The sequence below is a fragment of the Paraplanobispora siamensis genome, assembly GCF_016863175.1.
Classification (GTDB): Bacteria; Actinomycetota; Actinomycetes; order Streptosporangiales; family Streptosporangiaceae; genus Planobispora; species Planobispora siamensis.
Window position 1 is genome coordinate 18,145 of record NZ_BOOJ01000002.1, and the last position, 20,123, is coordinate 38,267.

The 20,123-nt window shown below is 73.3% G+C and carries 20 protein-coding genes; 16 read left to right on the forward strand and 4 right to left on the reverse strand.

Annotated elements, in window-relative coordinates:
* Nucleotides 1–50: 50 nt before the first annotated feature.
* The 3 genes from Psi01_RS00300 to Psi01_RS00310 are packed head-to-tail and all read right to left on the reverse strand — an operon-like array spanning nt 51 to nt 3,414.
* The gene (locus Psi01_RS00300) at nt 51–1,520 is read right to left on the reverse strand and encodes a sigma-70 family RNA polymerase sigma factor (protein WP_204061985.1); all 1,470 of its coding nucleotides are present in this window, start codon (nt 1,518–1,520) and stop codon (nt 51–53) included.
* A 59-nt stretch (nt 1,521–1,579) separates the two neighbouring features.
* A complete protein-coding gene (locus Psi01_RS00305; RefSeq protein WP_204061845.1) occupies nt 1,580–2,764 on the reverse strand; it encodes a sensor histidine kinase in 1,185 nt (394 codons plus the stop codon).
* Nucleotides 2,761–3,414: a response regulator transcription factor gene (locus tag Psi01_RS00310; protein ID WP_204061846.1), complete on the reverse strand. Its 654-nt coding sequence runs from the start codon at nt 3,412–3,414 to the stop codon at nt 2,761–2,763. Before Psi01_RS00310 ends, Psi01_RS00305 begins: the two co-directional genes overlap by 4 nt.
* A gap of 113 nt (nt 3,415–3,527) precedes the next feature.
* Between Psi01_RS00310 and Psi01_RS00315 the strand changes: the two genes are divergently transcribed.
* The 3 genes from Psi01_RS00315 (at nt 3,528) to Psi01_RS00325 (ending at nt 5,914) form a co-directional block, all read left to right on the forward strand.
* The gene (locus tag Psi01_RS00315) at nt 3,528–4,022 is read left to right on the forward strand and encodes a hypothetical protein (RefSeq protein ID WP_204061847.1); all 495 of its coding nucleotides are present in this window, start codon (nt 3,528–3,530) and stop codon (nt 4,020–4,022) included.
* The gene (locus tag Psi01_RS00320; RefSeq protein WP_204061848.1) at nt 4,019–4,369 is read left to right on the forward strand and encodes a holo-ACP synthase; all 351 of its coding nucleotides are present in this window, start codon (nt 4,019–4,021) and stop codon (nt 4,367–4,369) included. The genes Psi01_RS00315 and Psi01_RS00320 overlap by 4 nt, the downstream gene beginning before the upstream one ends.
* 75 nt (nt 4,370–4,444) lie before the next feature.
* On the forward strand, nt 4,445–5,914 hold the full coding sequence (locus Psi01_RS00325) for an aminotransferase class I/II-fold pyridoxal phosphate-dependent enzyme (protein ID WP_204061849.1): 1,470 nt from the start codon (nt 4,445–4,447) through the stop codon (nt 5,912–5,914).
* 48 nt (nt 5,915–5,962) lie between these two features.
* Here the strand turns inward: Psi01_RS00325 and Psi01_RS00330 are convergent, their stop codons facing one another.
* Entirely contained in the window at nt 5,963–6,844 is an 882-nt protein-coding gene (locus Psi01_RS00330) for a helix-turn-helix transcriptional regulator (RefSeq protein ID WP_444980712.1), read from the reverse strand.
* A gap of 152 nt (nt 6,845–6,996) precedes the next feature.
* Between Psi01_RS00330 and Psi01_RS00335 the strand changes: the two genes are divergently transcribed.
* The 13 genes from Psi01_RS00335 to Psi01_RS00395 all read left to right on the forward strand — a co-directional run bounded on the left by Psi01_RS00335 (nt 6,997) and on the right by Psi01_RS00395 (nt 20,092).
* Complete coding sequence (locus tag Psi01_RS00335) at nt 6,997–7,776, forward strand: SDR family oxidoreductase (protein WP_204061851.1); 780 nt, start codon at nt 6,997–6,999, stop codon at nt 7,774–7,776.
* A gap of 83 nt (nt 7,777–7,859) precedes the next feature.
* Nucleotides 7,860–9,482, forward strand: a complete 1,623-nt coding sequence (locus Psi01_RS00340) for an NAD(P)H-hydrate dehydratase (protein ID WP_204061852.1) — start codon at nt 7,860–7,862, stop codon at nt 9,480–9,482.
* Nucleotides 9,479–10,606: an alanine racemase gene (alr, locus tag Psi01_RS00345; RefSeq protein ID WP_239126858.1), complete on the forward strand. Its 1,128-nt coding sequence runs from the start codon at nt 9,479–9,481 to the stop codon at nt 10,604–10,606. Before Psi01_RS00340 ends, alr begins: the two co-directional genes overlap by 4 nt.
* Nucleotides 10,607–10,617: 11 nt before the next feature.
* The gene (locus Psi01_RS00350) at nt 10,618–11,679 is read left to right on the forward strand and encodes an alpha/beta fold hydrolase (protein ID WP_204061853.1); all 1,062 of its coding nucleotides are present in this window, start codon (nt 10,618–10,620) and stop codon (nt 11,677–11,679) included.
* A gap of 16 nt (nt 11,680–11,695) precedes the next feature.
* Complete coding sequence (gene tsaE, locus Psi01_RS00355) at nt 11,696–12,130, forward strand: tRNA (adenosine(37)-N6)-threonylcarbamoyltransferase complex ATPase subunit type 1 TsaE (protein ID WP_204061987.1); 435 nt, start codon at nt 11,696–11,698, stop codon at nt 12,128–12,130.
* A 340-nt stretch (nt 12,131–12,470) separates the two neighbouring features.
* The gene (locus tag Psi01_RS00360; protein ID WP_204061854.1) at nt 12,471–13,121 is read left to right on the forward strand and encodes a hypothetical protein; all 651 of its coding nucleotides are present in this window, start codon (nt 12,471–12,473) and stop codon (nt 13,119–13,121) included.
* 6 nt (nt 13,122–13,127) lie between these two features.
* A complete protein-coding gene (locus Psi01_RS00365) occupies nt 13,128–13,688 on the forward strand; it encodes a class F sortase (RefSeq protein WP_204061855.1) in 561 nt (186 codons plus the stop codon).
* Between the two features lie 140 nt (nt 13,689–13,828).
* On the forward strand, nt 13,829–14,812 hold the full coding sequence (locus Psi01_RS00370) for an ABC transporter ATP-binding protein (protein ID WP_239126859.1): 984 nt from the start codon (nt 13,829–13,831) through the stop codon (nt 14,810–14,812).
* Nucleotides 14,809–15,603 (forward strand): ABC transporter permease, encoded by a 795-nt coding sequence (locus tag Psi01_RS00375; protein WP_204061856.1) that lies wholly within the window; start codon nt 14,809–14,811, stop codon nt 15,601–15,603. Before Psi01_RS00370 ends, Psi01_RS00375 begins: the two co-directional genes overlap by 4 nt.
* A complete protein-coding gene (locus Psi01_RS00380; protein ID WP_204061857.1) occupies nt 15,600–17,024 on the forward strand; it encodes a YcaO-like family protein in 1,425 nt (474 codons plus the stop codon). Before Psi01_RS00375 ends, Psi01_RS00380 begins: the two co-directional genes overlap by 4 nt.
* 16 nt (nt 17,025–17,040) lie before the next feature.
* On the forward strand, nt 17,041–17,691 hold the full coding sequence (locus tag Psi01_RS00385; protein ID WP_204061858.1) for a TOMM precursor leader peptide-binding protein: 651 nt from the start codon (nt 17,041–17,043) through the stop codon (nt 17,689–17,691).
* A 14-nt stretch (nt 17,692–17,705) separates the two neighbouring features.
* Nucleotides 17,706–19,346: a TOMM precursor leader peptide-binding protein gene (locus tag Psi01_RS00390; protein ID WP_204061859.1), complete on the forward strand. Its 1,641-nt coding sequence runs from the start codon at nt 17,706–17,708 to the stop codon at nt 19,344–19,346.
* Nucleotides 19,343–20,092 carry a nitroreductase family protein gene (locus Psi01_RS00395; protein ID WP_204061860.1) on the forward strand — a complete coding sequence of 250 codons (750 nt, stop codon included), beginning with the start codon at nt 19,343–19,345 and terminating at the stop codon, nt 20,090–20,092. The genes Psi01_RS00390 and Psi01_RS00395 overlap by 4 nt, the downstream gene beginning before the upstream one ends.
* Nucleotides 20,093–20,123 lie beyond the last annotated feature (31 nt).

A 20,123-nucleotide genomic window follows, 5' to 3' on the forward strand; every position in this document is an offset into this window, starting at 1 on the left:
GAGAACTCATCGCTCCGCCGTACGGTCCCCGGCGGAACGCGGCGGGGACCTCACAACTTCAAGGGCAGGCCGAACGCGGGGAACAGGTGGGGCTCGAACGCCGTGATCTCCACGATCTTCCCGTCCTGGACGCGCAGCACGTCCAGCACCTGCGCCCGGTAGACCGCGGTGCCGGGCCGCCGCACGTATCCCGCGGCGGCCGGCTGGCCGTTCGCCCGAGTGGGCAGGTGCCGCCAGTCGCCGAAGTAGCTCGGGGAGGCCGGGTCGAGGGACGGCCTCAGGAACCCCACCATCGCCTCGCGGCCGACGAACCAGAACGGGTTCGGCGGCATGGTCAGCCGGATGTCCTCGCTGAGCAGGGCGGACACGGCGGCGATGTCGCAACGGTCGGTGGCCTCCATGTAGCGCCGCAGGATCTCGCGCTCCTCCTCGGTGGGCCCGGCCGGGCCCGTCCACTCCGTGCGCCGCTCCGGGAGATGTCCGCGCAGGGCGGGCCGGGCCCGCTGGAGCGCGCTGTTGACCGAGGCGAGGCTCATGTCCAGCAACGTCGCCGTCTCGGCGGCCGGCAGCCCGAGCGCGTCCCGCAGGATCAGCACCGCCCGCTGCCGGGGCGGCAGGTGCTGGATCGCCGTCAGATAGACCAGCTCCACCGTCTCCCTGGACACCGCCGCGGCCTCCGGCGAGGCCTCGCCCGAGGCCGTGCCCTCCAGGTCCTCCAGCAGGTGGTCGGGGTACGGCTGGAGCCAGGTGATCCGCGGCGGGGGATCCTGGCTGCCGTGGTCCATCCCCTCGACGGGCTCGTAGCGTGTCACCCGCCGGGTGGTGCGCCGCAGGAAGTCCAGGCAGGCGTTGGTGGCGATCCGGTACAGCCAGGCGCGCAGCGGGGAGCGCCCCTGGAACCCGTCCCGGCTGCGCCAGGCCCGCAGCAGGGTCTCCTGGACCAGGTCCTCGGAGTCGTCGTAGGAGCCGACCATCCGGTAGCAGTGCACCTGCAGCTCCCGCCGGTACGGCTCCACCAGCCCGGCGAAGGTCCACTCGTCCCCCGACCGCACGGCGTCCACGAGCGCGGCGTCCACGAGCGCGGCGTCCTGCCCGTCGCCCGCCCCGGAATCGGCCGGAATCTCCGCCCCGGGTTCCGTCCCGTGCCCGGTCGTCGATCTCGTCACCGGCGCCGGTGTGACGTTTTCCTCAACGTCCCGTGATTCCGCGGAATCGGGGGAGTCCGCGGTGACCTGGGCGGCGTCCAGGGCGGTGCGGGCCACGCGGCGCAACCTGCCGACCGAGGACGACAGGGCCGTCACGTCCTGGTAGAACACGCTGGGCCGCTGCGGGACCAGCCGCCTCACCCGGTGCTCGATGTCGGCGATCAGCTCGGTCACCACCTCGCCCGGCACCGGGTCGTGCCGGGACCGGTAGGCCTTCTGCCGGCACGCGGCCGAGCAGTAGACCGACGACCGTCCCCGCCTCCCCGTACGCCCCGGCAGAGCCCGGCCGCACACTTGGCAGCTGTCCTCCGGCATGGTCACGCCACCTCCAGAAAGACTTCCGGAAAAACGACACGCGGCACCCGCGTTACGCATTAAGCCACGCCTGCGCCGTCGTCCTCCACCCGATCGACGGGAGGATCCAGGGAGACGGTCACCTCCAGGCCGCCGTCCGGGAGCGCGCGGGCCTCCAGCTGGCCGTGGTGCGCCGAGACGACGGCAGCGACGATCGACAGCCCCAGGCCCAGCCCGTCGCCGACGGCCTTCCTGCCGGTCTCCAGACGCCGGAAGGGTTGCAGGAGTTCGGGGACCTGCTCGGGCGGGATCACCGGGCCGCTGTTGGCGACCCTGAGCGTCGGGCGGCCGGACCGCACGGCGGTCTCCACCTCCACCCAGCCGCCGGGCACGTTGTGCCGCGAGGCGTTGTCCAGCAGGTTCACGACCAGGCGTTCCAGCAGAGCGCGGTCGCCGGAGGCGGGCGCCGGACGGAGCGCGGAGGTGAGGCGGACCTCCGCCTCCCCCCGCCGGTCGAGGATCTGACCGGTGATCCCGGCCAGGTCGAGGGGCCGCCGGTGGTGCAGGCCCTGCTGGCTGCGGGCCAGGGTGAGCAGGGCCTCGATCAGCCGCTCCTGGTGCCGTCCGGCGGCCACCAGGCGTTCCAGCACGGCCCGCAGAGACGCGGCGTCGGCCTCCGGGTCGGCGAGCGCGACCTCGGCCATGGCCTGCTGCAGCGTCAGCGGGGTGCGCAGCTCGTGGGAGACGTTGGCGGCGAACCGCCGCTGCGCGGTGAACGCGGCCTCCAGCCGGTCCAGCAGCTCGTCGAAGGTGTCGGCCAGCTCCTTGAGCTCGTCGTCCGGCCCGGAGGAGGCCAGCCGCCGGTCGAGCCGGTCGGCCGTGATACGCCGTACGGTGGCCGTCATCTCACCCAGCGGGCGCAGCACGCGCCCCGCCATGAGCCAGCCCAGCGCCATCGAGGCGAATGCCATGAAGACCAGCGCGATCAGGGAGTTGACCAGCAACCGGCGCAGGTTCCCGTTCTGCTCCGGCGCTGCCGAGGGGGGCGTGACCGGCGGTTCGGGCCCGGCGGGCGGCGCGGGGGCGGCCGACGGCGCGGGGGCGGCCGACGGCGTGGAGGCGTCCGGCGGCGTCGGGGCGTCCGGCGGCGTGGGGAAGGGCGAGTGCTCGACCAGGAAATAGATGAGGGTCACCAGCAGCACCCCGGCCACCAGGAACAGGCCGCTGTAGAACAGGGTCAGGCGCAGCCGTACCGTCCACCTCATAACCGGTACCCGGCCTGCGGGACCGTCTCGATCAGCGGCGGGTCGCCGAGCTTGCGGCGCAACCGGCTGACCGTCACCTTCACGGTCTGCGTGAACGGGTCGGCGAACTCGTCCCAGCAGCGCTCCAGGAGCTGCTCGGCGGAGACCACGGCGCCCCCGGCGGTCATCAGCAGCTCCAGTACCGCGAACTCCTTGGGGCTCAGCGGCAGCCGCCGCCCGTCGCGGGTGGCGATCCGGGTGGCCGGGTCCAGGCGCAGGTCACTGTGGACGAGCACCGTCGGCAGGGCCTGGCCCGACCGCCTGGTCAGCGCGCGGATCCGGGCGACCAGCTCGGCGAAGGCGAACGGCTTGGGCAGGTAGTCGTCGGCGCCGATGCCCAGCCCGGTCACCCGGTCGTCGATCGTCCCGGCGGCGGTGAGCATCAGCACCCGCGCCGGGTGGCCCGAGCCGGCCAGCGCCCGGCACACCTCGTCACCGTGCAGGCCGGGCAGGTCGCGGTCGAGGACGACGACGTCGTAGTGGTTGACCGAAGTGCGATCGAGCGCCGCGACGCCGTCCAGCACCACGTCGACGGCCATCCCCTCGCGGCGCAGCCCCACGGCCACCGTCTGGGCCAGCTCTTCATGATCTTCGACGATCAGCACTCTCATGATCGGCCCAGGATGCCCCACCCCCGGTTACAACGGGGTAACCGCCGCCGTTCCCGCCCGGTAACCGCCCCTCGGCTTGGCTGATCCCACCGACGGACAACGGAGGAACCATCATGAACGGCGTAAAGATCAGGAACGTGCTCCTCGTCGCGGCTCTCGTCGTGGGAGGGGGAGGAATGGCCGCCTCGGCCGCGGCGGCCGGCGAGGACGACGGCAAGGCGTTCGCCGCGTGCATGCGCTCACACGGGCTGCCCGAGTTCCCCGAGGTCGCGTTCTCCTCGGATGGGACTGTCAACCTCACCGTCAAGGGCGAGCGCGTCGACCTGCTCTCCGCGGAGTACGGCTCGGCGGTGAGGGCATGCGAGTCGCTGCTGCCCGCCGGGACCCACCTCCCCGCCCCGCCGCAGGCCCCGAAGGCCCCGGAGCTGTCCACCGTGCCGGCGGCACTGATCACCGTACCCGTCGCGCCCGCCGCGCCCACCGCGCCCGTACCGCCCATCCCTCCTCTCGCGCCCGCCGTACTCGCCGTGCTCGGCGTACTCGTCGCGCTCGCCGCGCTCACCAGGGCGGGTTCGCAGCGGCAGCGGAACACTACGCTGGGCGGATGATCGTGGGGATCGGCGTGGACGTGGTGGACGTGGCCAGGTTCGAGGAGACGCTGGCCCGGAGGCCCGGGCTGCGGACGCGGCTGTTCACCGAGGCGGAGCGCGACCTGCGGGTGGAGTCCCTGGCCGCGCGCTTCGCGGCCAAGGAGGCCGTGGCCAAGGCGCTGGGGGCGCCGCCCGGTCTGCTCCACGTGGAGGCCGAGGTGGTGACCGGCGAGCACGGCCGTCCCGGACTGCGGGTCACCGGCCGGGCCGCCGAGGTGGCCGCCGCGCTGGGGGTGACCCGCTGGCACGTCTCCCTGTCCCACGACGGGGGCGTCGCCGTCGCCTATGTGATCGCCGAGAGCTAGACGAGCTGTCGCCCGTACGCGTCCGACCAGGCAGGCCGCCCGTTTCCATGTCGGCGAGGCGGGCAGTCGCAGGTCATGGATCATTCGCAGGCACCGATACTCGAGGCCCTGGCGGCCTATCACGATAGTGATCAGCTTCCGTTCACCCCGCCCGGGCACAAGCAGGCGCGCGGCGCCGATCCCCGGGTCACCGCGGTGCTGGGCGAGGCGGTGTTCCGCTCCGACGTGCTGGCCGTCAGCGGCCTGGACGACCGCACCTCCTCGGACGGGCTGCTGGAGAAGGCCGAGCAGTTGATGGCCGACGCGGTCGACGCCGATCACACGTTCTTCTCCACCTGCGGAAGCTCCCTGTCGGTCAAGGCGGCCATGTTGTCGGTGGCCGGCCCGCACGAGCGGCTGGTGATCGGGAGGGACGCGCACAAGTCGGTGGTGGCGGGCCTGATCCTGTCCGGGATCTGCCCGGTGTGGGTGGACCCGCAGTGGGACGCGGAACGGCATTTCGCCCACCCGCCCGCCCCGGAGTCGTTCGAGAAGGCGCTGGAGGAGCATCCGGACGCCAAGGGGGTGCTGGTGGTCACCCCGACCCCGTACGGCACCTGCACCGACCTGGCCGCTCTCGCCGAGGTGTGCCACAGCCGGGGAAAGCCGCTGATCGTCGACGAGGCGTGGGGCGCGCACCTGCCCTTCCACCCCGACCTGCCCTCCTGGGCGATGGACGCGGGGGCGGACGTGTGCGTCACCTCCATCCACAAGATGGGATCGGGCCTGGAACAGAGCTCGGTCTTCCATCTCCAGGGCGATCTCATCGCACCCGAGCTGCTGAAGGAGCGCGCCGACCTGTTCAGCACCACCAGCCCGTCGGTGCTGATCTACGCCGCCCTGGACGGCTGGCGCCGGCAGATGGTCGAGCACGGCCGCGCCGTCTACGACCGGCTCCTCCCGCTGGTCGCCGACGTGCGCTCGCGCATCGCGGAGATCGAGGGGCTGCACGTGTACGGCCGCGACGACCTCTGCGGGCCCGGGCTGGCCTTCGACTTCGACCCGCTACATGTGATCATCGACCTCACCGGCCTGGGCAAGGCCGGCTACCAGGTCGCCGACTGGCTGCGGGAACACCACCGCATCAACGTGGGCCTGTCCGACCACCGCAGGATCGGCGTCCAGCTGACCCACGCCGACGACGAGCACACCGTCGGCAGGCTGCTGACGGCGCTGCGCGACCTCGGCGACCGCGCCGGCGAGCTGCCCTCCCCGTCCCGGGTGGAGATCCCGCCGCCGGGGGAGCTGCGGCTGGAACAGGCCATGCTGCCCAGGGACGCGTTCTTCGGCCCGGCCGAACACGTGCCCTGGCAGAAGGCCGCGGGGCGGATCAGCGCGGAACTGCTGACCCCGTACCCGCCCGGCATCCCCGCGGCCCTGCCGGGCGAGCGGCTGAACGAGGAGGTCATCGGCTACCTGCGCAGCGGCGTCGAGGCGGGCATGGTCGTGCCGGACGCGGCCGACTCGAACGTGGAGACCGTCCGCGTCGTGGTCGAGGAAGGCTGAGCCGAGAAGGCCGGGTCGAGGAAGGGACGGCCGGGCCGGTGCGCCCGCCTATCGGGAGGGGCGCTCCGCGTGCCGGTCCGGCCGGGCGACATCCTGCGCACGCCAGCTGCCCAGCAGCCGCAGCGAGGTCTCCGAGGGAGAGTCGGCCTCGGCGGTGTAGACGACGAGGACCTGGTCGGGGTCGTCGGGCAGGCGCAACGACTCGTAGTCCAGCACGAGCTCGCCGACCAGCGGGTTGTGCACCACCTTGCGGCCGTTGATCTTGTCCTTGACGTTGTGATCGGCCCACCAGCGGCGGAAGTCCTCGCTCTTGACCGACAGCTCGCCGACCAGCGCGGCCAGCTGCGGGTCGTCGGGGTGGGCCCCGGCGCGCAGACGCAGGTAGGCCACCGTCTCCTGCGCCTTGAGCCGCCAGTTGGCGAACAGCGCCCGGACGTCCTCGTTCAGGAAGATCATCCGTGCCCAGTTGCGCTCGGCCGGCGGCAGCGCGCCGAAGTCGACGAACACCGCCGCGGCCATCCGGTTCCAGGCGAGTATGTCGCTGCGGCGTCCGATGACGTAGGCGGGGATGCCCTCGGCCATGTCCAGCAGACGCTGCAGCCCCGGGCGCACCCGCTCCGGGCGGGGTGCGGGCCGGCGTCGCGCGGGCGCCGGGCGGGCGAGGTTGCGCAGGTGCGCGTGCTCGGTCTCGTCCAGCTGCAGCGCGCGTGCGACCGCCTGCAGGATCTCCTCGGAGACGTTGTTCGTACGGCCCTGCTCCAGCCGTACGTAGTAGTCCACGCTCACCCCGGCGAGCTGGGCCAGCTCCTCCCTGCGCAGTCCGGGGACGCGGCGGCGGGACCCGCCGAACGGCTGCAGGCCCACGTCCTCGGGCCGCAGCCGGGCCCGGCGGGTCCGCAGGAACTCGGCCAGCTCCGCGCGCTTGTTCACGGCGTCCAGTATGAGGGCCCGCGCCGTTCTCATCCTGGTTCTGTCAGACCCAGGCTCCCCGGACCCCGGCCGGACAGCACCCTGGGTCACATCCGGCGGCCCCCGCAGCATGGTCTCCGAGAACACCCGATGTCCGAAGGGAACTGGACGCGATGACCGTCACCGCCGTACAGAACACTGCCGCCACCCTGCCGCTCACCGGCCGCATCGCCGTCGTGACCGGCGCGTCGAGCGGGATCGGCGCCGCCACCGCCCGGGCGCTGGCCGCCCAGGGCGCCCGGGTCGCGCTGCTGGCCCGCCGTACCGACCGGCTCGACGGCCTGGCCGCCGAGCTGGGGGAGGCGGCGCTGCCCGTCCAGGTCGACATCACCGACCCCGCCTCGGTGCGGGCGGGCGCGGCCCGCGTCACCGAGGAGCTCGGCCGGGCCGACCTGGTGGTCAACAACGCCGGCGTGATGCTGGCCGCGCCATTCGCCGACGGCCGCACCGGCGAATGGCAGCGCATGATCGACACCAACCTCACCGGCGCGCTGCGCGTGGTCGACGCCTTCCTGCCCGACCTGCTGGCCGCCGCGGCCGACGGCCGTACCGCCGACCTGGTCAACATCTCCTCGATCGCGGCCAGTGCGGCCTTCCCGAACTTCGCGGTCTACTGCGCGACGAAGGCCGCGGTGACCCACTTCTCCCGCAACCTGCGCACCGAGCTCGGCCCGCGCAGGGTCCGGGTGACCAACATCGAGCCCGGCCTGGTGGCCACCGAACTGCAGGGGCACGTCGACCACCCGGACGCGAACTCGATGCTCGAGGACTGGCGCCGGGCCTTCGACTGGCTGTCGGACGCCGACCTGGCGGAGCTGATCGCCTTCACCGTCGGGCGTCCCCGGCACGTCAACCTCCCGCAGATCGTGGCCATGCCCACCGAGCAGGTGTGACGCGGGACCGCTCGACGCGTCGGCGGGATCGAGGGCCGTGTCTCCGCCGTGGGCGGCTGTGATCGCTGCCGTACTCTCGGACCATGGGAGGACGACCCCGCGAACCACGCGCCCGTCACGGCCTCACGCGACCGGCGTACACCTCCGACCAGATCAGGGCGGCCGAGGCGGCCCTGATGGCGACGCTGCCCGAGGGCACGCTGATGGAACGGGCGGCCACCGGGCTCGCCGTGCACTGCGCCGCGACGCTGGGGAGGGTGTACGGCTCCCGCGTCGCGCTGCTGATCGGCAGCGGCGACAACGGCGGCGACGCCCTCTACGCCGGGGCCCGGCTGGCGGCCAGGGGAACCCGGGTGCACGCGGTGCTGGCCGGGTCGCGGGTGCACCGGGACGGTCTCGCGGCCCTGCGCCGGTCCGGCGGCCGGGTCCTGGACCTGCGCGACGGCGGAGGCGGTACGGAGGCGGCCCGGCGGGTGATCGAGGACGCCGACCTCGTCGTGGACGGGCTGGTCGGGATCGGCGGGAGCGGGGCCCTGCGGGAGCCGTACGCGACGCTGGCGGCGATCGCCGGTGAGGCCCCCGGCGCCGTGGTCGCGGTGGACGTGCCGAGCGGGGTGGACGCGAGCAGCGGGCGGGTCGACGGGGAGGCGGTCCGGGCGGATGTCACCGTCACGTTCGGAGCGCTCAAGACCGGGCTGCTGGTCGATCCGGGAGGCGAGTACGCGGGCCGGGTGGAGTTCGTCGACATCGGGCTGGGGCCGTACCTGCCGGATCCCGATGTGACCGAGCTCACCGGCGAGGGCGTCGCCGCGCTGCTGCCCAGGCCCGACGCCCGCTCCGACAAGTACCGCCGGGGCGTCGTCGGCATCGCGGCCGGCAGCCACCGCTACACCGGCGCCGCGGTGCTGGCCGTGGGGGGCGCGATCCGGGCCGGGGCGGGCATGGTGCGTTACGCGGGCGTCGCCGAGCCGGTGGCCCAGGTGCGGGCCCGCTGGCCGGAGGCGGTCGTCACCGAGCTGGCCCCGGCGCGGGACGACGGCCGCACGGGCCCGGAGACGGGCACCCGGTACGCGAGCCCGGAGGCCGGCGGGGTGGACCTCGGCAAGCGGATCGAGGACGTCGGCCGGGTGCAGGCGTGGGTGCTGGGACCCGGGCTCGGCACCGGGACCGAGGCGCACGCCGTCGCCCGTGCGATCCTGGCCGGTGACGTCCCCGTGCTGGTGGACGCCGACGGCCTGACGCTCATCGCGCACGACAGGTCGCTGCTCCGCAGGGACGCGCCCGTGCTGATCACCCCGCACGCCGGTGAGCTGTCGCGGCTGCTGCAGGTGTCCCGGGGGAAGATCGAGGCCCGGCGGCTGGAGTACGCCCGGCTGGCGGCCGCCGAGCTGGGCGTGACCGTGCTGCTGAAGGGCTCGACCACGGTGGTCGCGCGGGAGGGCGACCCGGTCAGGGTCAACCCGACCGGCAGCCCCTGGCTGGCCACCGGCGGCACCGGGGACGTGCTGGCCGGGCTGGCGGGGACGCTGCTGGCGGCCGGGCTCGACTGTTACGACGCGGCCTCGTGCGCGGCGTACCTCCACGGGATCGCCGGAAGGTACGGCCCGCTGGCCGCCGGGGACGTGGCCGAGGCGCTCCCCGAGGTCATGAGGTCGGTCACGAATCGGCCTCGGCACCGGGGGCGAGCTGCCAGACTGGAAATATGAGCTTCCCGATGACTCCTGCCGAGGCGCGGGTGGACCTGTCCGCGATCCGGGAGAACGTCGCGCTGCTGCGCGAGCACGCCCCGGGGGCTCTGACCATGGTCGCGGTCAAGGCCGACGCCTACGGGCACGGGCTCGTCGCCGGCGCGCGGGCGTGCCTGGAAGGCGGGGCCGAGCGGCTCGGCACCGCCTACATACGCGAGGCCCTGGAACTGCGGGCCGCCGGGGTCACCGCGCCGATCCTGTCGTGGATCCTCCCGCCGGGCGAGCCGCTGGACGACGCGCTGGCCGCGGACGTGGAGCTGTCGGCGGGCGCGCCGTGGCTGGTGGACGCCATCGCCGAGGCGGCGGGCCGTACCGGAAGGGCGGCGCGGCTGCACCTGAAGGTCGACACCGGCAACGGGCGCGGCGGCGCGGCGGCGGCGGACTGGCCCGTGCTGCTGGACCGGGCGCTGGCCCGGCAGGCGGAGGGCACGGTCGAGATCGTCGGGCTCTGGTCGCACTTCGCGTGCGCCGACATCCCGGGGCACCCGTCGATCGACGTCCAGCTCGACGCCTTCGACGAGGCGCTGGGCGTCGCCGAGAAGGCGGGCGCGGGGGGATCCCATGTGATCCGCCACATCGCCAACTCCGCGGCGAACCTGACGCTCCCGCGGGCGCGCTATGACATGGTGCGGCCGGGCATCGCGGCCTACGGGCTGAGCCCCATCCCCGAGCTGGGCGACTTCGGTCTCCGCCCGGCGATGACGCTCGCGGCGCGGATCGCCCTGGTGAAGCGGGTGCCCGCCGATTCAGGTGTGTCCTATGGGCACCTATATGTTACGGATCGCGAAACAACGCTTGGTCTGGTCCCGCTCGGGTATGCGGACGGCGTCCTGCGGCACGCCACCAACAGGGCGGAGGTGCTGGCGGGCGGCCGGCGACGGCGGATCGCCGGGCGGGTCTGCATGGACCAGTTCGTGATCGATGTGGGAGAAGACCCGCTGGCCGAGGGGGATGAGGTGATTCTGTTCGGTGACGGTTCGCAGGGCGAGCCGACCGCGCAGGAATGGGCGGATTCCCTCGGCACGATCACTCATGAGATCGTGACCAGGATCGGTTCGCGCGTGCCACGCGTCTACCGGTGAAGGGGGTCTGAATGACGACTACGCGACGACGTAAGGTCGGTATCGCCGGTGCGATCGTCGGTGCGGCGTCCGCCGGTGTGGCGGCCGGAGCCTTCGCCAAGCGATACGCCATCGGCCGGATCAGGCTCCGCCCCGACCCCGAGGCCAGCGAGCCGCTCGGCGAGCTGCGCGGGCGGCAGGTCACGGTCGTCACCTCCGACGGCGCCGCCCTGCACGCGGAGGTGGACGGTCCCGAGGAGAGCCCGCTGACCGTGGTGCTGTGCCACGGCTACACCCTCAACCTGGACTCCTGGCACTACCAGCGGCGCGACCTGCGCGACTATCACCGTCTGGTGCTGTGGGACCAGCGTTCCCACGGGCGGTCGTCCCGCACCGGCGCGGACAACTCGACGATCGACCGGCTCGGCGAGGACCTGTACGAGGTCCTGCAGGAGCTGGTGCCCGGCCCGTGCGTGCTCATCGGGCACTCCATGGGCGGGATGACCATCATGGCGCTCGCCGACCGGCACCCCGAGCTCTTCGGCGACAGGGTCAAGGGCGTGGCGCTCATCTCCACCTCCGCCGGCAAGCTGGCCGAGGTCTCCCTGGGCCTGCCCGCGCTGCTGTCCAAGGCGGTGCACAAGGTCACGCCCGGGACGGTGTCGATGCTGGGCCGCCGGGGCTCCCTGGTGGACAAGGGCCGCCACGCGGCCAACGACGTCGCCTTCCTGGTCCTGCGCTACCTGGGCTTCGGCGACTCCAAGAACGTCAGCCCCACGGTGGTGGACTTCGTCGAGTCGATGATCCGCTCCACCCCCTTCGAGGTCATCGCGAACTTCTACCCGGCGCTGATGTCGCATGACAAGCTGAGCGCGCTGGACGTGCTGGACGACGTGCCCACCTCCATCGTGGTCGGTGACGACGACTGGCTGACGCCCGTCGAGCACAGCAAGGCGATCGCTGCGGCGCTGCCGCGCGCCCGGCTGACGGAGGTTCCCGACAGCTCGCACCTGGTCCAGCTGGAGCGGCCGGGGGCGGTCAACGACGCACTGCGCGACCTGCTGAAGCGGGTGGCGGTGGACATACAGGAGTGAGCGAACGGTGAGAATCATGGCGACCGCCGAGGAGATGCGGGAGCTGGGCGCGGAGCTGGCCGGCCTGCTGCGGCCGGGGGACCTGGCGGTGCTGTCCGGCCCGCTGGGCGCGGGCAAGACGACCCTGGTGCAGGGCGTCGCCGAGGGGCTCAAGGTCCGCGGGCCGATCACCTCCCCGACCTTCGTGATCGCCCGGGTGCACCCCTCGCTCGTGGACGGTCCCGCGCTGGTGCACGTGGACGCCTACCGGCTCGGCGGGGACCTGGAGGTCGACGACCTGGACCTGGACGCCTCCCTGCAGGAGTCGGTGACGGTCGTCGAGTGGGGCGAGGGCCTGGTCGAGGGGCTGGCCGAGGACCGGCTGGAGATCATGATCGACCGGGGCGAGGCGGACGACGAGCGCACGGTGCGGTTGCGCGGCGTCGGCCCCCGCTGGGCGGGCGTCGTCTGAACCCCGGCGTCTGAATCCCTGCGAACCCCGGCCGGGTACGGCCGCGCGGCGCAGGTCCCGGGCGAGCGGTCCGGTCCCGTACGGCGCGCGGCACCGGCCCCATCGGCGTCGCCCAGTCCGGGGAGACCGCCGGGCCCCACGACATTCCATAATTCTCTGATGTCGCCTGATTCGCCCGCGTAATGGCGTCAAGCCTGGCAACCTGGCACTACGTCCCACTTGGTCTAGATCATTACGGATGATGATCGACTTCTCTGGGTTTGCCCATGTTTAATGGGGAGCAGGTGGGAAGTCGTGCCGGGCGAGGGTCGTCGGCCGGAGTGCGAAGTGGAGAGCGACAGTGCCAAGGGTCAAGCTTGTCGCGGTTCTCGGGGCCATCGCCCTGACCGGAATAACCGGATGCACGGCCGAAGCGAACTCGGGTAACCCCACGGGAACACCCACTCCCGCGGCGACCACGACGGGAGCTCCCCGCGCGGACATCGAGGTCCAGCTCCAGCCCTCCAGCGCGCGCGCCGGCGGCAAGGTGTGGGTGCTGGCGAACTGCCCGATCCCCCAGGGCGGTCCCGCGCACCAGGGCACCGCGGCGTCGGAGATCTTCGAGACCGCGATCACGCTCGACCCGATCCTGGTGACGCCCACGCCGGCCACTCCCGGCACGAGCACGCCCACGCCGCGGCCGTGGGTGCGGGGCCAGGCCACGATCGTCGAGGACGCCGATCCCGGCGAGTACGAGGTCACCGTCAGGTGTGAGGGGACCAACGACACCGGCAGCGCCACTCTGCGGATCCTGCAGACCAGCTCGCCGACCCCCCAGCCGACCACCACCCGCACCATCATCGCCACCAAGGCTCCGGGCACCGGAGGCGGCGGCACCGCGGCCGGCGGACCCGAGGACTCCGGCACGTCGATCGGCCTGACCGCCGCGCTGGTGGCGGCGGCCGTGGCGGGCGGCGCCGGTGTGGTCGTCGCGCGGCGGCGCCGTCTGTAGACCGCGATGGGAGAGTCCCGCTGGTCACGGATCATCGTGGCCGGAGTCATCACCGGAGCCGTCCTGGTCGCCTTCAACAGGGGTGGCGGCCAGGAGCGCGCGGAGGTTTCCACAGTCGTGCCCAGCCGCATCGAGATCCCCTCCCTGGGCATCAAGGCGCCGCTGATGAAGCTCGGGGTCGAGGACGGGGAGATCGAGCTGCCGCCGTACGAGAAACCGGACCACGCCGGGTGGGTGAAGGACAGCGTGGTCCCGGGCGACCCGGGGCCGGCGGTGATCCTCGGGCACGTCGACACCAAGACGGACCCGGCGGTCTTCTACCGGCTCAAGGAGATGCGGGAGGGGCAGGCCATCAAGGTCGTGCGGAGCGACGGCAAGGTCGCCCAGTACCGGGTGGACTCCATCGAGCAGGTGTCCAAGCACGACTTCCCCGCCGACAAGGTCTATCTGGAGGACGGCCTGCGCCTGATCACCTGCGGCGGGAAGTTCGACTGGGACGAGGACGAGTACGACGACAACGTGATCGTCTACGCCACCCTGGTGAAGCCGGCCGAGCCCAAGGCCTGACCTGGGACTTTATCGGGCCGACGAAAGCCGCATAGCCCGCGAAATCCCCGAAAACACCGAGAAAAGCAAGACGAAATCCACCGTTCCTAATCTCACAGCCATAGATCGAACAGCAGGTCACGGCAGTGAGAGAGAACGGCATGGTAATGCTCGACAGCGGGAAACGTGCCGAGCGCACGGAGTCACCCGCGAGTCCCGACCAGAAACCCGCGATCGAGATCAGCGGCCTGGTGAAGGCCTACGGTGGGCATCGCGCCGTCAACGGCCTCAGCCTGGCCATCGCCCCCGGCGAGGTCTTCGGACTGCTCGGCCCCAACGGCGCGGGCAAGACGACGACGGTGGAGTGCCTGGTCGGCCTCCGCGAGCCCACCGAGGGCGGCATCGAGGTCCTGGGCCTCGACCCGCTGCGCGACCGCGGGGAGTTCGTCCGGCAGGTGAGCGTGCAGCCCCAGGAGGCGTCGCTGTTCCCCACCCTCACGGTGGAGGAGACGCTGCGGCTGTGGGCCTCCCTGCACGCCCGGCCCCGCGCGGTCGCCGACACGCTCGACCGCATCGGGCTGCGGGAGCAGGCCGCGGTCAAGGCCAAGGCGTTGTCCGGGGGCCAGCGCCGGCGGCTGCTGCTGGGCGTCGCGGTCATCGCCAACCCGAAGGTGCTCGTCCTGGACGAGCCCGCGGCCGGGCTGGACCCGCAGGCGCGCCAGCAGCTCTGGGACCTGATCAGGGCCGAGCGCGTCGAGGGCACCACGGTGCTGCTGACCACGCACGACATGACCGAGGCCACCGAGCTGTGCGACCGGGTCGGCATCGTCGTGGGCGGCCGGCTGGTCGCCCTGGGCACGCCCCGCGAGCTGGTCCACCGGCTCGGCGTCGCGCACGAGGTGTCCTTCGAGACCGGGGCCGACCTGGCGGAGATCGAGGCGCTGGACTGCGTGAGCGGCGTCAGCGTCGACGGCTCCCGGGTGACCGTCACCACCTCCGACACCGACGAGGTGGTCCGCGCGGTGGCGGGCCTGTCCGCCCGGCACATCGAGGTCCGCACCGGCCGGCTGGAGGACGTCTTCCTCAAACTGGCCGCCGAGCACCACGGGAGCACCGCCGCCGAACGGAACGGAGCGGGCCGATGACCGCACTGACCGCGGTCCCGGACACCGGCCGCAGACCCGGCGCGTTCGCCGAGCTGACCAGGGCCAACGCCCGCGAGCTGATCCGGGACCCCCGCAGCTTCTTCTTCGTCCTGGTCTTCCCGCTCGTCTTCATGGCGATGTTCCTGTTCATGGGCACGCTCAACCCCGCAGACGGTGGGGGCGGCTTCGACCCCATGCGGGCGGGCATCCCGGCGGTGCTGATGATGGCGTTCATGTCGCTGGCCTTCTTCGGCACCGCGACCCCGCTGATCTCGCTGCGCCAGAAGGGCACCCTGCGGATGCTGGGCACGACTCCGCTGAGCAGGACGACCTTCATCCTGGCCCAGGCGCCGGTGCGCTTCGCGATCGCCATCGGCCAGCTCGCCGCCCTGTCGGCGGCGGCCCTGGCCACCGGGTTCCTGGAGCCGTCCGCGATCGGCAGGCTGCTGGTCACCTGCGCCCTCGGACTGGCCATGCTCTTCGCGGTGGGCTATCTCGTCGCGGCCCGGATGCGCAACGCCGAACTCGCCAACGGCGTGCTGGCGCTGGCCATGCCGGTGCTGCTGATGCTCTCGGGGGTCTTCCTCCCGCTGGACATCCTGCCCGGGACGGTGCGCGCCGTCGCCGAGCACCTGCCCACCACCTACTTCGCCGACGCGCTCCGGCAGGACCTGGTCGGCGTGGCCGGCGGGCCGATCGTCATCGCCTGGCTGGTGATGGCCGGGGTGGCCGTCGCCGCCTCGGCCGCGGCCGTCGCCCTCTTCAGCTGGACGGACGGTGAGAAGCGATGACCATCGAGACCCCCTCCGCGGCGGGAGAACAGCGGGCCTCGACCGGCGAGCCCCCCGGCAAGCCGACCTCGACGGGTGAGCCCGTGGGCAAGCCGACCTCGACGGGCGAGCCCCTGGGCAAGCTGACCGACCTCGACGACCTCGTCGGCTCCTACGGGCTGGCCAGCCGCGTGCAGCAGCTGCCCAACCACCCGGGCGAGCCCCGATTCTCGATCTTCACCGCCTCCATGGGCGACCTGACCGCCGTCTCGGCCAACATCGCCGAGTCCGCCGCGGGATCCGACATCCGCGGCGGCATGGACGGGGCGGGCGGCGCCCTCGGCACCGAACGGGCCGGCCGGCTCTGCGTCGCCGAGTCCCTGGAGCGCTACTCCAGCTGCGTCTTCGACGAGTCGGCCCTGCGCTGGGCCACCGCGGAGGAGCTCGGCGAGGAGGCTCTCGACCTGGGCACCGTCCCCCGCTGCACCCCGGAGGAGCTGGCCCACCCCAAGAGCATCGTCACCGCCCCCGACCCCTCGGGGCCGATGCGCTGGACCCGGGGCTGGTCGCTCACCGGCAACCGGCCGGTCTGGGTGCCGGCGGTGATGGTCTGGATGCACATCAGGGCCAAGTCGGCCGCGGAGCGGTTCACCATGCCGATCTCGACCGGCTGCGCGGCGCACTCCGACCTGTCGGCGGCGCTGGTCGGCGCGATCTGCGAGGTGGTGGAGCGCGACTCGATCTCCCTGACCTGGCTGCAGCGCATCCCCTGGCCGCGCATCGAGCTGGATGAGATCCCCGAACGGCTGGCGCCGTACGCCGAGCGGCACCGGGCCAGCCACGTGCGGACCCTGTTCTACGACGCGACCACCGACCTGGGCATCCCGACGATCTACTCGATCGACGTGACCCCGGACAACGAGGTCCTGGGCCAGCTGGTGATGTGCAACACCGACCTCGACCCGGTCACCTCGATCGGGAAGATCATGCGGGAGTCGGCGTCGTCCAGGATCGCGATGCAGGTGCCGCGGCCCCGGCCGGAGGACCCCGACGAGTTCCTCCACGTCTTCCACGGCGCCTCCTACATGGGCGCGCCGGAGCGGGCCGGCGACTTCGCCTTCCTGCTCGACGGGCGGGAGCGCAGGACGCTGTCGTCCATGCCGAACCTGTCCACCGGGACGGCCGCGGGAGACCTGCGCCTGCTGGTGGAGCGGCTCAAGGCCGCCGGGTGCGACGTGATCGCCGTCGAGGTGACCACGGACGAGGCCAGGGACGTCGGCTTCCGGGTGGTCCGGGTGATCATCCCGCAGCTGATGCCGCTGTCCTTCGTGCACACCGCCCGCTACACGGCCCACCCCCGCCTCTACGAGGCGCCGGCCCGCCTGGGCTACCCGGTGCACGCCGAGGCCGACCTCAACCCCCTCCCCCAGCCCTTCGCCTAGAAAGGAGGACACCGCGATGCGCGAGCTCCACATCATCACCCTCGGGGACTTCGGCGCCGACGTGGCCGAGCGGGTGCGCGAGCGCTCCGGCGACGTGGCCGTCACCCCGGCCGACGAGCACGGCTACCTCGACCCCTCGCTCTGGCCGAACGCCAGGGTCCGCGTGCTGGCCTCCTTCCGGCCCGCCCCGCGGCTGGAGGAGACCCTCGACGGCGCCTCCTTCGCCTACCGGACCCCCTGGTTCCCGGTCGTGCTGGAGCACCCCAGGCTGCGGGTCGGGCCGGTCGCGGCCCCCGGGCACGGCGCCTGCGCCGGCTGCTTCCAGACCCGCCGCCGCCAGCACGACCCGACCCACCGGCTCGGCGCGGTGCTGGCCGAGGCCTACGACCCGGACCCCGCGCTCGGGCCCCGGGGATATCTGCCCCACCACGCCGAGCTGGCGGCCCTGCTGACCGTGCAGCTGGCCGGCTCGCTGCTGACCGACGGGGGAGCGGCCGAGGCCGGGCACGTGCGCCACGTCCACCTGCTCGACGGGACGCTCGGCCGGTCCGCGGTCGTCGGGGTGCACGGGTGCCGGCGCTGCCGTACCACCCCCGACCAGCGGGAGTCGACCTGGCGCGACCTCGCCGACGAACTGCCGGGCATCCTCGCCCCGGCCGGCCACTAGTGATGGGACGAAGCATGGCCAAGCCCAGCCTGGTCCCCGCGGAGGCGATGAGCCACGCGGTGGCCACCGACCCCCAGTTCCGGATGCCCGGGCGTCCCCGCCTGGTCCCCGGCCTGGTGACCCTCCCGCTCCCCGACGGCCTGCTCGTCGAGGGCACCCCGACCCGGCAGGCGCTGCGCGGCACCGCCGCCAGGGAGCTCATCCCCCGGCTCCTGCCCGAGCTGGACGGCCGCAGGCGGCTGCCGGAGCTGGCCGCCGACCTGGACCTGCCGCCGGGCCACCTCCACCAGGCGATCTCCCTGCTGTACACCTGCGGGATGCTGGAGGACGCCGACGGCCCCGAGATCCCCGAGGGGACCCCGGAGCACATCGCGACCTTCCTGACCCGCTCGATCGACTCCAGCCGGGTCAACATCTCCGGAGGCGACGCCGTACGGCGGCTGGCCCGCTCCGGGGTCGCCCTGGCGATCGACGACCCGGCGCTGGCCGGGGCCGTACGGCGGCTCCTGCTGGCCGCGGGCGTGGGCAGGGTGGAGCCGTGGGGCGGCGGCGACGGGGTGGACCTCGTCCTGTCGTCGGGCGGGCGGGCGGCCGACGCCGGCGTCCCGGTGCTCCCGATCCACCTGGACGGCGACATCGCCTGGCTGGGGCCGTACGTCGACACCTCCTTCACCGCCTGCGCCGACTGCGTGACCGCGCAGCGGGAGGCGGCGCGGGAGGAGGGACCGGCCACGCTCGACCCCGGGCACGCCGCCGACACCGCCGCCGCGCTCATCGCGGCCGACGTGGTGGCGCTGCTGTCCCGGGTCGGCTCCACCCACGTCCTGCACGGGCTGGTCCGGGTCGACCTCGGCACCTGGCTCCAGCGGTCCTATCCGCTGGCCGCGCTGCCCGGCTGTCCCCGCTGCACCGGCGGAGGCGATCCGGAGCCCGGGGTTCCGGTGGCCCTGGCCTACGAGGAGTCGGTCAGCTTCCCGCCCCGCCGTCTCACCAACCCGCGCGACCACCAGATCCACTACCGCCCGGGCAACCTGGCGCTGCAGGTGGAGTGCAAACGCTGGCCCTCCGCCCGGTACGTGGAGCTGCCCGACGAGCCCGACACCGTCTTCGGCCCCGTCCCGGCCGGCACGCACGTGCCGGACCCGCGCCGGATCGACGCGGTCACGCTGGGGGCGCTGCTGCGGCGGGCCGGCGGCCTGCGCGACGACGGCCCGGACGCCGCGCGGAAGGTGCAGCGCTGGGCCCCCACCGGCGGCAACCTCGGCTCGGCCCAGCTCCACGTGATCGCCCGCGACGTCTCCGGCCTCGACCCCGCGGTGTACGGCTACCGCATCGACACCCACCGGCTGGCCGACCTGTCCTGGGCCGACCCGCACGCGCCGATCGCCGGCCTGCCCGACGCCGAGGCCGTCATCGTGATCACCGGGGCGCTGGCCCGGGTGGGGTCGAAGTACTCCACCTTCGCCTGGCGGGTGCTCCACCTCGACGCCGGCGTCGCCCTCACCCAGCTCCGGCTGGTCGCGGCGGACCGGGGCCTGGCCACCCGCGTGGTGCAGGCGTGGGACGACGCCGCGCTGACCCGCCTGCTCTCCGTCGACCCGGACGAGGAACCGATCACCGCGGTCCTCGCGATCAACCCGCAGGAGCCCCGATGACCGCGCTGCGCGACCACACCACGCTCTTCAGCGACCTCAGGCAGGAGAGCAGGCTCACCGCCGAGGACGTGCTGGCCGGCCCGCGCCGGGCCGGGCGCCCGGTGCCGCCGGTCGGCCCCCGCGGGTCCGCGCCCGCCGGGGTGCCCGAGGTCCGCCCGGTCGCGGCCCCGCCGACGGACCGGCCGCTGGAGGAGATCCTGCGCCGGCGCGTGTCGATCCGCGACTACGCCGAGCGGCCGGTCCCCGTCGAAGTGATCGCCGCCGCCCTGGCGACGGCGTTCCGGATGGACCGGGAGGCCTGGCCGCAGGACTGGGAGGACGGCAACGGCCTGGGCGTCCTGGTCGCCGCCCGCCGGGTCGCCGGCCTGGAGCCCGCCCTCTACCGGGCCGACGAGGACGGCGCCCGCCTGGTGCCGCTGGCCGGGCTCGCCGACGGCCGGGCGGCCGAGGAGATGGTGCTGCAGATCGAGTACGCCGCCAGCCCCGTCATCCTCGCCATCACCGGCTCCCTGTCGACCGCGCTCGCCCGGCACGGCACCCACGGCCACCGCACCCTGCTGGCCAGGGCCTCGGGTCTGGCGTACGCGGCCCTGGTGCGCAGCGCCGCCCACGGGCTGGTCGGCAGCGTGTTCGCCGGGTTCCTCCAGTCGGGCATGCGCCCGCTGGTCGACCTGGACGGATACCGGCAGCGGCAGCTGTTCGCGGTGTCGCTGGGCTATCCCGTCCCCGAGCCGGCCGCCCCCTGACGGGACGGCCGCCCCCGCAGAGACTTCCGTG